The 14124-nt window shown below is 72.1% G+C and carries 14 protein-coding genes; 4 read left to right on the forward strand and 10 right to left on the reverse strand.

Annotated features, from left to right (window positions below; genetic code table 11):
- Nucleotides 1–98: 98 nt before the first annotated feature.
- The gene (locus tag ASD62_RS01875; RefSeq protein ID WP_056914517.1) at nt 99–764 is read left to right on the forward strand and encodes an NAD(P)-binding oxidoreductase; all 666 of its coding nucleotides are present in this window, start codon (nt 99–101) and stop codon (nt 762–764) included.
- 38 nt (nt 765–802) lie between these two features.
- On the forward strand, nt 803–1291 hold the full coding sequence (locus tag ASD62_RS01880) for a GNAT family N-acetyltransferase (RefSeq protein ID WP_082580509.1): 489 nt from the start codon (nt 803–805) through the stop codon (nt 1289–1291).
- Between the two features lie 72 nt (nt 1292–1363).
- Here ASD62_RS01880 and ASD62_RS01885 read toward each other — a convergent pair whose 3' ends face one another.
- The 5 genes from ASD62_RS01885 to ASD62_RS01905 form a co-directional block, all read right to left on the reverse strand.
- A complete protein-coding gene (locus ASD62_RS01885) occupies nt 1364–2782 on the reverse strand; it encodes an HNH endonuclease signature motif containing protein (protein WP_157581204.1) in 1419 nt (472 codons plus the stop codon).
- A 90-nt stretch (nt 2783–2872) separates the two neighbouring features.
- The gene (locus ASD62_RS01890) at nt 2873–4087 is read right to left on the reverse strand and encodes an aromatic acid exporter family protein (protein WP_056914520.1); all 1215 of its coding nucleotides are present in this window, start codon (nt 4085–4087) and stop codon (nt 2873–2875) included.
- A gap of 86 nt (nt 4088–4173) precedes the next feature.
- Complete coding sequence (locus ASD62_RS01895) at nt 4174–5034, reverse strand: MaoC/PaaZ C-terminal domain-containing protein (protein ID WP_056914521.1); 861 nt, start codon at nt 5032–5034, stop codon at nt 4174–4176.
- 1 nt (nt 5035) lies between these two features.
- Nucleotides 5036–6376 (reverse strand): 3-oxoacyl-ACP reductase, encoded by a 1341-nt coding sequence (locus ASD62_RS01900; RefSeq protein WP_056914522.1) that lies wholly within the window; start codon nt 6374–6376, stop codon nt 5036–5038.
- A gap of 1 nt (nt 6377) precedes the next feature.
- Entirely contained in the window at nt 6378–7670 is a 1293-nt protein-coding gene (locus ASD62_RS01905) for an acetyl-CoA C-acetyltransferase (RefSeq protein ID WP_056914523.1), read from the reverse strand.
- Nucleotides 7671–7745: 75 nt separating this feature from the next.
- Here ASD62_RS01905 and ASD62_RS01910 point away from each other — a divergent pair, with 75 nt between their 5' ends.
- The gene (locus ASD62_RS01910) at nt 7746–8396 is read left to right on the forward strand and encodes a TetR/AcrR family transcriptional regulator (protein ID WP_056914524.1); all 651 of its coding nucleotides are present in this window, start codon (nt 7746–7748) and stop codon (nt 8394–8396) included.
- A gap of 17 nt (nt 8397–8413) precedes the next feature.
- On the forward strand, nt 8414–10330 hold the full coding sequence (locus tag ASD62_RS01915) for an acyl-CoA dehydrogenase (RefSeq protein ID WP_082580510.1): 1917 nt from the start codon (nt 8414–8416) through the stop codon (nt 10328–10330).
- Here ASD62_RS01915 and ASD62_RS01920 read toward each other — a convergent pair.
- Genes ASD62_RS01920 through ASD62_RS01940 form a run of 5 tightly spaced genes read right to left on the reverse strand, consistent with a single transcriptional unit; the run spans nt 10327 to nt 14123 of the window.
- Nucleotides 10327–10764 carry a VOC family protein gene (locus ASD62_RS01920; protein ID WP_235529160.1) on the reverse strand — a complete coding sequence of 146 codons (438 nt, stop codon included), beginning with the start codon at nt 10762–10764 and terminating at the stop codon, nt 10327–10329. The two genes, ASD62_RS01915 and ASD62_RS01920, sit on opposite strands and share 4 nt — an antisense overlap.
- Complete coding sequence (locus tag ASD62_RS01925) at nt 10749–12062, reverse strand: class I SAM-dependent methyltransferase (RefSeq protein WP_056914525.1); 1314 nt, start codon at nt 12060–12062, stop codon at nt 10749–10751. The genes ASD62_RS01920 and ASD62_RS01925 overlap by 16 nt, the downstream gene beginning before the upstream one ends.
- On the reverse strand, nt 12059–13477 hold the full coding sequence (locus ASD62_RS01930) for an FAD-binding oxidoreductase (RefSeq protein WP_235530600.1): 1419 nt from the start codon (nt 13475–13477) through the stop codon (nt 12059–12061). Before ASD62_RS01930 ends, ASD62_RS01925 begins: the two co-directional genes overlap by 4 nt.
- 32 nt (nt 13478–13509) lie before the next feature.
- Nucleotides 13510–13863 (reverse strand): MOSC N-terminal beta barrel domain-containing protein, encoded by a 354-nt coding sequence (locus tag ASD62_RS01935; protein WP_056914527.1) that lies wholly within the window; start codon nt 13861–13863, stop codon nt 13510–13512.
- Nucleotides 13863–14123, reverse strand: a complete 261-nt coding sequence (locus ASD62_RS01940; RefSeq protein ID WP_056914528.1) for a DUF6295 family protein — start codon at nt 14121–14123, stop codon at nt 13863–13865. The genes ASD62_RS01935 and ASD62_RS01940 overlap by 1 nt, the downstream gene beginning before the upstream one ends.
- Between the last annotated feature and the right edge of the window lies 1 nt (nt 14124).

Consider the following 14124-nt stretch of genomic DNA (forward strand, 5'->3'; position numbering starts at 1 on the left):
GCTGCACCACGCACCCTCCGTATGGCGCCGCGCCATACGGAGGGTGCGTCGTCCGCCCCGGGCGCGCGGCCCGGCGGCCGAGGTTGTAGACAGGACGCATGATCGTCGCCATCGCCGGAGGACACGGACAGATCGCCCTGCTGCTCGAGAAGGAGCTGACAGCGCGTGGGCACGAGGCCATCGCCCTCGTGCGCAACCCCGACCACGTCCCTGACGTGGAGAAGCACGGGGCCAGGGCCGAGGTGGTCGACCTCGAGCACACGACCGTAGAGGCCCTGTCTGCTGCCATCGCCGGTGCCGACGCCGTGGTCTTCGCAGCCGGCGCGGGGCCGGACAGCGGGGCGACTCGCAAGGAGAGCGTCGACCGTGGCGCCGCCGTGCTGCTCGCCGACGCCGCCGTCGCGGCGGAGGTCGGGCGCTACGTCATGGTGTCCTCGATGGGCGCCGACTCCGGGGACCCCGACTCCGACGACGTCTTCCAGGTCTACCTGCGGGCCAAGGGGGCGGCCGATGCCGACCTCCGTGCGCGCACCGAGCTCGACTGGACGATCCTGCGTCCGGGGCGGCTCACCGACGACGAGGCGACCGACCGGGTCGCGCTGGCACCCACGGTCGAGAGGGGCGCCGTCCCCCGGGCCGACGTCGCCAGCGTCCTGGCCGAGCTGCTCGCGACCGGTGCCGGATCGGGCCTGGTCCTGGAGCTCGTCTCCGGCCACGTCCCCATCGCCGAAGCCGTGGCTGCCCTTCCCACGGACCCTGCCTGAGCGTGACGGATCGCCCTGTGCCCCACAACGATCGGGGTGTGCAGCTGCGCAGCGTCCCGTTCGAGGACGACGACGTCCAGCACCTCGTCGCGGAGGTGCAGGCCTACTACGTGTCCATCTACGGCGGGCCTGACGAATCCCCCATCGTCGACGGCGAGTTCGCGGCACCCCGTGGTGCCTTCGTGCTGGCCACCGACGACACCGGGCCGGTGGCCATGGGTGGATGGCGACGCAGGGACGACCTCGTGCGCCTGTTCGGCGCACCTGTTGCCGAGGTCAAACGGATGTACGTCAGCCCGCGGGCCCGGCGCCGTGGTGTCTCCAGGCTCGTGCTCGCCGACCTCGAACGCACCGCTCGACTCGCCGGGGTCGCAGTGATGGTCCTCGAGACGGGAATCATCCAGGGGGACGCCATCGCGTTGTACGAGTCGTGCGGCTACTCCCGGACCATCGACTTCGGCCACTATGCCGACTCCGACCTCTCCCGCTGCTACGCCAAGAGTCTCCTGCACGGAGGGGCAACCTAGGCGTGGGCTGACACCCGGGGCGTCGCCCCTCCGCTGGCTGTCAGCGGGTCGCGAGCGTGACCCATCCCCCGCTCAGGTCGTGGCGGGTATGGGGCGGGGCCGGGTTCGGTCGCGTCGGCGCCATTCGTCGAGGGCCTCGTCGTAGGAGCCGGTGGTCAGGTCCCACTCGACCCTGGGTCTGCCGCCCTCGTTGCTGGGCCGTCCGCCATAACGGTAGGTGTGCACGATGGTGTGGTGCGCCCGACACAACAACGCGGCATTGTCGACGTTCGTGGGGCCACCATCAGCCCAGTGCACCAGGTGGTGCGCATCCGACCACGCCGCCGGTTTCGAACAGCCCGGGAACGTGCAGTGCCGGTCCCGCAGCCACAGGTGCCGTATCTGGGCTCGGTCGAACAACCGCCGACCCATCCCCTGGTCCAGGACCTCCCCACGGCTGCCGAGCACGACTGGGATCACCTGGGCGTCGCACGCCAACCGCCGCACCGCCCCCACCGTCAGGGACTCGTCGCCGGCCGTGAGCGCGGCGCCACGGCACCGGCCCTGCAGGGCGTCCAGCCCGACCGTCACCACCAGCGACGTCTTCGCCTGACGAGGCAGGCCTTCCGGCGCGGACACCGCTCGGGTCACCAGGTCCAGCAGGGCGTCCGCGCGCCGCGCGGCGGGGGTACGCAGATCCAGCTCGCCCTTGTCCTCGTCGCGCACCGGCCTCGCCAACGCGTCCACGGCGGCATCGACGACTGCGGCGCCTTCCTCGTCCAGCAGCAGCGTGTACCGCCACATCCCGACCGGGCCGGGCCCCTTGGTCAGCGAGCGGTGGTCCCGACGGATCTGCGCGTCGCGTTCCACCGCCCCGTCCGGGCGGGCCACCTCACCGGCGTGCCGCAGGGCCACCGCGAGCCTGGCCTCGGACAACCCGCCGGCACCACGGGCGCCGGACACCAGCACCGACACCGCCCCGTCCAGACCGACCGGCTCAGCCATGCCTCGCACCGTGCGGTGGAACCGGCAGATCTGCGCCGCCTTGCCCACCGCCAACGCCTCCGCCCGCACCCCAGGGTCCGACGTGCACGCCCCCACTACCGCCTCGACGACCTCGTCGAGGCGGTGGCCCACCGGCCCCACCGACCCCACCGACCCCACCGCTGCTCCCTCGGCCACGGCCGACGCCACGACGTCGGCGTCCAGCAGGTCCCTGGTCGCCAGCAACGGCGCGACCGACCGAGCCCAGTCCACCGGCCCCAACCCCCGCTCCACCCCCAGCCCGCGGCCCTTGGCCTCGGCCAGCACCAGGACCAGCTGCGCCCTCGCCGCCGACACGACCTCGCTCAACAGGGCCAGCGCGGCACCCACCTCAGCATCACCCAGAGACCACAACCGGTCAGGCTCCCCGTGGCACAACACCTCCAGCGCCACCGCGGCCGCATCCACCACAGGGCGTCGCTGCTCACCACCGAAGGTGGGAGGAGCAAGGTCCGCGCTGATCGCCATACCAGGAACACTATCGTCGACCACCGACAACGCCCCGCATTCATCGACAGACCCAATGCCGTTGCACAGCAACGCCATTCGGGTTCTGCGTCAACGGCCGATGACCCTGCGGCCGGGCTTGCGGATCGGTCCGCTGTCGGTCGGCATGACCGCTTGGTGGCTGGCCACCTCGAGCTCGCGGATCAGGCGCTGGGCATCGAGCAACAGGGCGCCGTACGCAGGCCAGGCTCGCGGGTCCTCCAGCTCGGTCTCGCGGATGTCGTGCCCCAGCTGGTCCAGGACGGCGCCCGCCGAGTGGAGGTAGTCGGTCACCGCTCCCACCTCCTCGTCGCCGGGGAGACCGAAGTGGCTGATGGCGCCGGCGACCTTGTCGAGCGCCTCGGCGTAGCGGTCGAGGAATCGCTTGGTGGGGGTCGGCTGGCTGTCGTCCTCGTCGGCCGCGTCGACCAGCGTGCGGGCGATGCCCGACAGCTGCCACTGCGCGCGACCGATGGCATCGACGGTCCGGGCGTACCCCGCCCAGTCCACCTCCATGCCGAGCAGGTTGTCGCGAGGGTTGAACCGCATGCTCTCGCGACCGGTCTCGATCTCCTCCTGGATGGTGGGCGCGAGGCCGACGATCTCCGAGCTCGTGTCGTACCACTTCCGAGCCGCATCGGTGTCCCAGCCCTCGCGCAGCCCCGCGGCGATCTCGTTGAGCAGCGCACAGACCCGGGTCGTCAACGACCGGATCTGGTCGCGCGGCTGCTGCACGTGCAACGGTGCGAGGACGATCGCGTTCGTCGCCACCCCGATGACCCCGCCGACGATGGTCTCGATGATCGTCAGGTAGGTGAACTCCACGTCGGTCCCACCCACGGTCAGCAGGGAGAGCAGGACCATCGTCGGGACCTGGATCCCGTGGTCACCGAGTCGACGCCAGCGCGCGAGCAGCAGGGCCAGGTAGAGCACCGGGAGCATGCTCCACCAGTGCACCCCCAGCCACGAACCGACCAACCAGGCCGCAGACATGCCGACGACCACCGCCACGACGCGTTGGGCGCTGGCGCCCAACGACCGCACCATGGTCCTGTCCACGACTAGCAGGGCGGCCATGGGCGCGTAGAACGGGTTGGAGCTGTGCAGGACCAGGACCGCGAACTGCCACGCGAGCACCGTCGCCAGCGCCGCCTTGGCCATGAGCAGCGCGGCGTCACGCTGAGGCCCTGCGACGCGGACCGCCTGCGAGGCGGTGGTCCACCACCCGGCGACGACGGCCCGGACCCGCTCGCCCGGGCGAGGACGGTCCCGCGCTGCTGTCTCCACGCCGTCGACCCTAGGTGGGGCTCTCCCGCCCCACCAATCCACGCCGGACGGGTCGGTACCAAGCCGGACGAATCACCCCGCCCGGCTCAGGCGCCTGCCTCCACGTCGAGGGTCAGCACGAGGTGCTCACGCACGCTCTCGCGGCCGGACCGGAGACCCACGACGGTGCGCGGCCCGCTGTCGTCGACCACGAGCTCCACCGTCGAGGGGAGCAGGACCGGCTTGCGGAACCACACCTCGGAGGTGGAGGGCCCGCTCGTCTCCGGCCCGAGGGTGGCGAGGGTCCGCGCCGCCGTCCACATCCCGTGCGCGATGGCGCGCGGGAACCCCATCGCCTTCGCGCTGAGGGCGTGCAGGTGTATGGGGTTCACGTCACCGGACACGGCGGCATACGCACGGCCCAGTCCCTCGGGCAGGCGCAGGACGCCGGCGGGAGGCCCCTGGGGCATCGGTGGACCCGACTGCGGCGCCACGGCGTTCGCGTCGCCTCGACCGCGTCGCAGGTAGGTGCTGCGCCCCTCCCAGACCCGCTCCCCGTCGACGTCCACCTCGGTCACGAGGTCGACGAGCTGACCCTTGGCGTGCGGGCGCAGGTCGGCGGCGTGCACGGTGACGTCGAGGCGGTCGTCCGCGGTCAGGCGACGGTGCACGGTGATGCGGTTCTCGAGGTGCACCAGGCCCGGCAGCGGCAGCGGGAAGTCACGTCCGGCCATGAGCGCGACCTGGAGAGGAAACCCCAGCACGTGCGGGTAGGTGTGCGGCAGCACGTCTCCCCCGGCGAACCGGCACAGGTGCTGGTAGTCGAGCAGGTGCGCGCGATCGACCTGGACTGCGGCGAGGTGCAGCCCGTGCGCGGGCAGCGCCCCGCCCCGTCCACGCTGCGTGAGCGCAGCCCGGGCGAACAGCGGTCCGAGGGCAGGTGTCGACGCGACCTCGCGCAGCTCCACGTCAGGCCCCCAACAGGCTCTGGCCGCAGACACGGACGACGTTGCCGGTCACTCCCGCGTTGGCGTCCTGACTGAACCACGCGATCGTCTCGGCGACGTCGACGGGCAGGCCGCCCTGGCTCAGCGAGTTGAGCAGGCGCCCGACCTCCCGCGTCGCGAAGGGGACCTTGGCGGTCATCTCGGTCTCGATGAACCCCGGGGCCACCGCGTTGACGGTGATGCCCCGACGGACCAGGTCGGCGTCGACCGAGAGGGCGTCGACGAGGCCGATGACCCCGGCCTTGGACGCGGCGTAGTTGGTCTGGCCACGGTTGCCCGCGATCCCCGCGATCGAGGACACGAGGACGACGTGCCCACCGTCGCGGATCCCGTTCTCCCCCAGCAGGACCTCGTTCATCCGCAGGATCGAGCCGAGGTTGACGTCGAGCACCGAGTCCCACCGGGACTCGTCCATGTTGGCGAGCAGCTTGTCGCGGGTGATCCCCGCGTTGTGGACGACGATGTCGAGGCCCCCGTGGCGGCCGGTGGCGTCCAGGATCCGCTGCCCCGCGTCGGCCGCCGTGACGTCGACCTGCAGTGCGGTTCCGCCGACCCGGTTCGCGGTGCGGGCCAGCGACTCCCCCGCCGCCGGGATGTCGACGCAGACCACGTGCGCTCCGTCGCGGGCGAGCACATCGGCGATCGAGGCGCCGATCCCCCGAGCAGCCCCGGTCACGACCGCGACCTTGCCCGCCAACGGAAGGGCCCAGTCGGCGGGCTCGGCCGGGGTGCCCGGTCCGACGCGGACGACCTGGGCGTCGACGTAGGCGGAGCGGCCGGAGAGCAGGAACCGCACCGCGGCGTCGGTGTTGGCCTCGGCGCCCTCGGCGACGAGGACGAGGTTGGCCGTGGCTCCGAAGCGCAGCTCCTTGCCGACCGAGCGGGTGATTCCTTCGAGCGCGCGACGCGACGCCGCCTGGGCGACCGACGTGGCAGACGCCGGATCCGCACCCACGACGACCACCCGGCCGGAGGCCCGCAGCGCCTTCACCGCGGGGGCGAGGACGACGCGGACGAGGTCGAGGTCTCCGGGCTCCGTGACGGTCGTGAGGTCGAGGACCACCGCGCCGAGCCTGGATCCCGCCGGCACCGCGTCGACGACCTCCACCCCCTCGTCGGAGAGCAGCGTGCGGACGTGCTCGGCCACCGCGGCGTCGGCGAGCCCTGCGACGAGGACCGGACCCTCCACGAGCGGTGCGTCCGCGGCATACCGGCGCAGGCGCACGGGCCGAGGGAGGCCCAGCTGCGCCGCGAGCTTCGTGCCCACGGCACTGTTGACGAATCCTGCGTACGCGCCGGTCATGTCAGGCCGCCTCGAGGATCGCCATGACACCCTGCCCACCGGCGGCGCAGATCGAGATCAGGCCACGCGCGCCGGATCCCCTCTCCTGCAACGATTTGGCGAGGGACGCAACGATCCGTCCACCGGTCGCCGCGAAGGGGTGGCCGGCGGCCAGGGACGAACCGTTTACGTTGAGCCTGGTGCGGTCCAGCGCCCCGATGGGCGCGTCGAGACCGAGCCTGTCGCGGCAGAACGACTCGCTCTCCCAGGCCGCGAGCGTGCACAGCACGGTGGCCGCGAAGGCCTCGTGGATCTCGACGAGGTCGAAGTCCTGCAGCTTCATGCCCTGGCGTTCCAGCAGGTGGGGCAGCGCGTAGGCGGGAGCCATGAGCAGTCCCTCGTGGCCGGTGACGTAGTCGACCGCCGCGGTCTGCGCGTCGACGAGGTGGGCCAGGACGGGCAGGCCGCGCTCGGCCGCCCACTCGTCGCTGCCGAGCAGCACGACGGAGGCACCGTCGGTCAGCGGCGTCGAGTTGGCTGCCGTCATGGTGGCGCCGTCGCCCCGGCCGAAGACCGGCTTGAGCTTCGCGAGCTTGTCGACCGAGGAGTCCGCGCGCAGGTTCTGGTCCCGGGTGAGGCCGAGGTAGGGCGTCAGGAGGTCGTCGAAGAAGCCGCGGTCGTAGGCCGCTGCGAGGTTCCGGTGGCTCTGCACGGCCAGCTCGTCCTGGGCCTCACGCGTCACGCCCCAGTGCGCCGCCGTCTGGGCCATGTGCTCGCCCATCGACAGGCCGGTGCGCGGCTCGACGTTGCGCGGGATCTCGGGGACGACCTGGCCGGGGCGAAGGCGCGCGACCGCCTTGAGTCGCTGGCCGGGAGTCTTCGCCCGGTTGAGCGCCAGCAGCGTCTCGCGCAGCCCCTCGTTCACGGCGATGGGCGCGTCGGAGGCCGTGTCGGTACCGCCGGCGATGCCGGACTCGACCTGACCCAGGGCGATCTTGTTCGCCACGAGGACGGTCGCCTCGAGCCCGGTGCCGCAGGCCTGCTGCACGTCGTACGCCGGGGTGGTCGGCGCGAGGCTCGAACCCAGGACGGACTCACGGGTGAGGTTGAAGTCGCGGCTGTGCTTGAGCACCGCTCCGGCGGCGACCTCGCCGACCGGCTCCCCCGCCAGCCCGAACCGGGCCACGAGGCCTTCGAGGGACGCGGTGAGCATGTCCTGGTTGGAGGCCTTGGCGTACGTGCTGTTGGCACGGGCGAACGGGATGCGGTTGCCACCGATGACGGCGGCGCGGCGGGGCTTCGCTGATGCGGCCACGAGATGCTCCTGGAGGTCGAGGGTTACTGATACCGACGGTAGCAGGTACGGCTGGTACCTGCTACCGTCGACAGCGTGAGCACCACCACCGACGGTCGCAGCACCCGCTGGGACGAGCACCGCGCCAGCCGGCGCCGTGAGCTCGTCGAGGCCACCCTGCGCGCCATCCGGGAGCACGGTGCCGGGGTCGGCATGGACGACATCGCGGCGGCAGCCGGCACGTCCAAGACGGTCTTCTACCGCCACTTCACCGACCGCTCCGGCCTGTATGCCGCCGTGTCGGAGAGCGTGGACGCGCGGATCCTGCGCGACCTCGGGTCCGCCATGGGGGGCGGGTCGCCCGACCTCGCCCGCGCCGGGGGGTCACCCCGGGCGATCATCGCCGCGGCGATCGACTCCTACCTCGCCCTCGTCGAGCGCGATCCGGAGGTCTACCGCTTCGTCGTCAACGCCCCCCTGCTCGACGCCCCGTCCGGTGGCGACCCCGCCCTGGCCGTGACGAGCCACATCGCCGACCAGATGTCCGCGCTGATCGGCGCAGCCCTCGCCTCGGTCGGCCGCGACACCTCGCCCGCCACGGTGTGGGGGGCCGGCGTCGTGGGCATGGTCCGGGCGGCTGCCGACCAGTGGCTGGCGGACCCCTCGCTGACCCGCCCCGACCTCACCGCACACCTCACCGACCTGGCCTGGGGCGGACTGTCCGCCGCCTGGCCCGACCCGTCCTGATCGTCCAAGGAGCCACCATGACCGACCTCGCCACCGAGCTGCGCCGCGCCCTCGACGGGCGGTGGGCCCACATCAAGGACGAGGCCCGCACCGACCTGTCCCCCAGCGACTTCGCCGCCCCCGAGGCGGAGCTGACCATGGAGGAGTACCGCGCGCGGGTCGCCGACCAGGTCCAGAAGATCGCCGCGACCGGTCACCCCGCGCGCGGCTTCCCCAAGGAGGCCGGCGGCAACGGCGACCTCGGCGGGTCGGTGACGGCGTTCGAGATGCTCGGCCACGCCGACCTGTCGGTCATGGTCAAGGCCGGCGTGCACTGGGGCCTCTTCGGTGGCGCGGTGGCCAACCTCGGCACCGCCGCGCACCACGCGGCATACCTGCCTCGCATCATCGACGCCACGCTCCCGGGCTGCTTCGCGATGACGGAGACCGGGCACGGCTCCGACGTGCAGTCGCTCGGCACCACGGCGACGTACGACCCCGCGACCGACGAGCTCGTCGTCAACACGCCCGACCTGCGCAGCCGCAAGGACTACATCGGCGGCGCCGCCCGCGACGGCCGGCTCGCCGCGGTCTTCGCCCAGCTCATCACCGACGGTGAGAGCCACGGCGTGCACTGCGTCCTCGTGCCCATCCGCGACGAAGACGGCACGCCCCTGCCCGGCGTCACCATCGGCGACTGCGGGGCCAAGGCAGGCCTGGCGGGCGTGGACAACGGCCGGCTGTCCTTCGACCACGTCCGGGTGCCGCGCACCAACCTGCTCAACCGGTACGGCGACATCGACGACCAGGGGCGGTACACCTCCCCCATCGAGAACTCGACCCGCCGTTTCTTCACCATGCTCGGCACCCTCGTCCGCGGCCGGGTCAGCGTCGCCGGTGCCGCGGGCTCGGCCACGCGGACCGCGCTCACCCTCGCCGTGACGTATGCCGGTCACCGCCGCCAGTTCACCCCGCCCGGCGCCGAGGACGAGGTCGTCCTGCTCGACTACCGGGCCCACCAGCGCAAGCTCCTCCCGGCCCTCGCGAAGTCCTACGCCCTCCAGCTCGCCCAGAACGAGCTCGTCTCGTTGATGCACGACGTCCAGAGCGCTCCCGACGAGGTCGACGAGCACGGCCAGCGCGAGCTCGAGGCCCGTGCCGCCGGCATCAAGGCGGTCTCCACGACCCACGCCACCACGACCATCCAGATGTGCCGGGAGGCCTGCGGTGGCGCGGGGTACCTCGCCGTCAACCGGCTGCCCGCGCTCAAGGCCGACACCGACGTGTTCACGACCTTCGAGGGCGACAACACGGTGCTGCTCCAGCTCGTCGCCAAGGGCCTGCTGACCGACTACCGCGACAGCTTCGGCAACCTCGACACCCTTGGGATGGTGCGCTTCGGGGCCCGCCAGTTCGCCGGGGCCGTCATCGAGCGCACGGCTGCCCGCGGGTTGGTCGAGCGCCTGGTCGCCGCGGCGCCGGGACGCGACAGCGAGAAGGGGCCCACCGACCGCGGTTGGCAGCTGGCGCTGTTCGAGGACCGCGAGCGGCACCTGCTCGAGACCCTCGCCCTGCGCCTGCGCAAGGCGGGCAAGCCGGGCGCCGACCTCTTCGAGGTCTTCAACCTCGCCCAGGACCACGTCGTCGAGGCGGCCCGCGCCCACGTCGACCGCACCATTCTCGAGGCCTTCGTCGCCGGCATCGACGCCTGCGAGGACCGCACGGCGGCGGCGATGCTCTCCACCGTGTGCGACCTCTACGCGCTGAGCCAGATCGAGGCCGACAAGGGCTGGTACCTCGAGCACGGCCGGATCACCCCGGCCCGGAGCAAGCAGGTCACCGCCGCGGTCAACGACCTCTGCGCGACCCTGCGACCGCACGCCCAGGAGCTCGTCGACGCGTTCGGCATCCCGAAGGAGTGGCTGGGGACCGAGCTGCTCGCTCCGCTGGACTAGGGGGCGCGCAGCAGCGTGCGGCCGTCGTCGGTGACGGTCCAGAACGGGTTGTGGGCGACCTCCCAGGGGTGGCCCTCGGGGTCGACGAAGATGCCGGAGTACCCGCCCCACACCGTGTCGGCGCCGCCGCGGCCGATGGTGGCCCCGGCTGCGCGGGCCTCCTCGAGGACGGAGTCGACCTCTGCAGGGCTGGCGACGTTGAGCGCCAGCGTCACCCCGCCCCAGCCGCCGTCATCGGTGACCACCGAGTCCTCGGCCAGGGCGGTGCGGTCCCAGAGCGCGAGGACGATGCCACCGCACTGGAAGAACGCCACCTCGTCCTCGTCGTTGCCCCGGCGCCAGCCGAGCGCCGTGTAGAACGCCTCGGCGCGGGCGAGGTCGCCCACGCCGAGGGTGACCAGCGAGATCCGCTGGTCCATCAGCCGTCCCACCACGGTCGCAGCGGAAGGCCTGCCGCACCCTTGTCACCGAGCTTGACCGCCAGCACCTGGTGGAGCTGGACGACGTTGCGCTCGAACCCCAGTCGCGACCCCGCCATGTAGAGGCCCCAGACGCGGGCCGTGGCCTCGCCCACCTCCGCCACGCAGGCGTCCCAGTTGTCCCGCAGGTTGTCGCACCACCCCGCCAGGGTGCGGGCGTAGTGCTCGCGCAGGTTCTCCTCGTGGCGCACCTCGAGCCCGCCGACGTCCTGGATCGCGGCGATGATCGTGCCGGAGCCGGTCAGCTCACCGTCGGGGAACACGTAGCGGTCGATGAACGCCCCGGTGGAGGTGCGCCTGTTGTCGGGACGGGTGATGCAGTGGTTGAGCAGCAGGCCACCCGGGCGCAGCCGGTCCTCGATGAAGCGGAAGTACGACGGGTAGTTGCGCACGCCGATGTGCTCGGTGAGGCCGATCGAGGAGATCGCGTCGAAGCCCGTCTCCGCGACGTCGCGGTAGTCGGTGTGGCGGACCTCGGCCAGGTGCGCCAGCCCCTCGCGCTCGATCGCCTCCTGGGCCCACTGGGCCTGCTCGGCCGACAGGGTGGCGCCGATGACGCGGACCCCGCGCCGCGCGGCATACCGCACCATGCCGCCCCAGCCACAGCCGATGTCGAGCAACCGGTCACCGGGCTTGAGCCGCAGCTTGTCGAAGACGAGGCGGTACTTGTTCTCCTGCGCCTCCTCCAGCGTCGAGGAGTCCTGCGGGTAGGCCGCGCAGGTGTACGTCATCGACGGGCCGAGGACACGCTCGTAGAACGCGTTCGAGACGTCGTAGTGGTGGTGGATCGCCTCGGCGTCACGGGTCCGGGTGTGCCGCAGCCCCTCGGCGACTCGACGCCACCTCGGCAGGGACTCCTGGGGCGGCGGCGGCGGGGGCTTGAGCAGCTCCACCCCGAGCGACCGGGCGATCGCCGCAGCGGTCTTCGGCGCCGGCATCTGGAAGTGCACCTCGCCCATCGCCGCGAGCAGCGGGTAGGGGTCACCGGGGTGGACCCCGATGAGGTCGAGGTCCCCGGCGACGTAGGCGCGCGCCATACCGAGGTCCCCGGGTGCCGTCGCGAGGTAGCTGGCACCGCGCGGGGTCCGCAGGTCGAGGCCGAACTCGGCGTCCTCGGGGCCGGTACGGGAGCCGTCGTAGGCGGTGAACCGCAACGGCATCTCCCCCGAGGTCACGGCATCGAGGATCTGGGCCATCGACAGCTTTGCCGGGAGGACGTCGGAGTCGGGTCGGTTGCTCTTGAGGATCGTCATGTGCGTCGCACCGCCTTGGAGTAGAGATCGAGCAGTCGGGAACGGGGGTCGTACCTGGCCTTGAGCGCCGCGTACGTCGCGCCGCCGTAGTGCTGCCAGAACTCACCCTCGTCGTAGTAGGAGTCGGAGTAGAGGGACTTGTGGCCGTCGAGCTCGGTGACCTTCGCCTCGATGAGGCGGTTGGTCGCGCCGGGGTCGTCGGGGTCGCGGGGGACGCTGGACCAGAACCCGACGTTGACGTACGTCTCCCCGGGCCGCAGGGGGTACAGGGGCCAGCTGCCGGAGCTGCGCACGGGGCAGAGCCAGATCGGCTCGATCGGCACCTCGCGCAGGAACCACTCGACGAACTCGGCCGTGCGCCCCAGCGGCACCTCGATGTCCTGCACGACGCGTTCGCGCGGTGGCCGACCCTTGCGGGCCTCGAGCCGGTCGGCCACGTCGAACCGGTGGTCGAGCGCGATGAGCTTCCAGTAGGACGCGCTGTTGCGGAACCGCTTCGGCCACAGCCGACGGATGCCAGGCCGCTGCACCCCGAACGCCCTGCTGCACCAGAACCAGTCGGTGTCCCAGCGCCACAGGTAGTCGTGGGTGGTGAGCAGGTCGGTGCGCGGGCGAGCACCGTCGTGCTGGATCGACCGGTAGTAGACGTCCATGCCGGTGTAGTCGCTGGGCGCCCCCGTGAGGGGAGAGCGCCGCCCCAGCGTGAGGTAGGCCTCGGTGGCCGAGAACACCACGCCGTCGAGGTAGTCGACCCGCTCCCCCTCGTGCTCTCCGGTGTCGACGACGGCCCCCATCGCCGTGACGAGCGACTCGAGGTCGTGGAACCGCAGGTGCCGCAGCGCCACCGCAGCATCGACCTCCTCCAGGGAGATGCGCAGCCGGGTGGCGTAGCCGAGCGTCCCGTAGGAGTTGGGGAAGCCGTGGAACAGGTCCGCGTGCTCCCCCTCGGGGCGGGCGGTCACGATCTCGCCGCTGCCCGTGAGGATGTCCATCTCGAGCACGGACTCGTGCGGCAGCCCGCTGCGGAACGACGTCGACTCGATGCCCAGTCCCGTGACCGCTCCGCCGAGCGTGATCGTCTTCAGCTGCGGGACGACGAGCGGTGCCAGCCCGTGCGCGAGCGTGGCGTCCACGAGGTCGGCGTACGTGCACATGCCCTGGACGTCGGCCGTGCGGGCCACCGGGTCGACCGACAGCACGCCACCGAGCCCGGAGACGTCCAGGCCGGGGGCGTCGGTCCTGGCCCGGGCCCGGAACAGGTTGGACGTCTTCTTCGCGAGCCGCACCGTGGCATCGGCCGGTATGGCGCGGTAGCTCGCCGCCAGCCGTGCGACGGCGGCCTCGTGCGCGGCCGCAGGCACCATCGGAAGCGGTGCCGACCGCCCCTGCCCCGTTGTCGTCGTCAAGCTGACCACGGCTCGACCTTATGCCGCGCGTGCAACAGTCGTCACGCGGGTTCTTGATCCGTGGTCACGGGGTCCCCCACCCGCACCGTGCCGCGGCGGCTCACCGCGGCATACACCCCGGGGCAGCCGCCGGCGGGGCCCGTGACGTCGAGCACGACCTCCCCCACGCGCAGCACCGAGCCCACGGTCGCGGCGAGGTCGGCCGAGGCCAGCGTGACGACCACGTTGGCCCGCGTGTCGTCGCGGACGTCCTCGGCGGCGATGACCTGCACGGGTGCCTTCTTGCGGCGGTCGCCCTCCAGACCCGCGTCGTCGACGACGACGGCCTCGAGCGTGAGGCCGGGCTCGCCCTTGACGGGGTACGTGTGCAGGCTCTGGACCGTCGGCGTCGCCATCAGACCCCCTCGGGTGCCGACGCCAGGGCGGTGTCGATGGCATCGCGGAGCCGGGTGGCCGACGCACGGGTCAGCTCGACCGCGACCCGCTGCCCCGGTCCTCTCGAAGGGTCGGCCAGGTCGATGTTGAGGGTGTGCTCGGCCATGGCGTGGACGGGGTGGTCGTAGTAGACGGTCGCGTCGCTGACGTGGAACCACTGGCCCCCCGGTCCCTTGGCGCTGCCGTCGACGGACTCGGTCACGGTGGCGTACGTGCACACG

It is taken from the genome of Phycicoccus sp. Root563, from assembly GCF_001427915.1.
Taxonomy (GTDB): Bacteria; Actinomycetota; Actinomycetes; order Actinomycetales; family Dermatophilaceae; genus Pedococcus.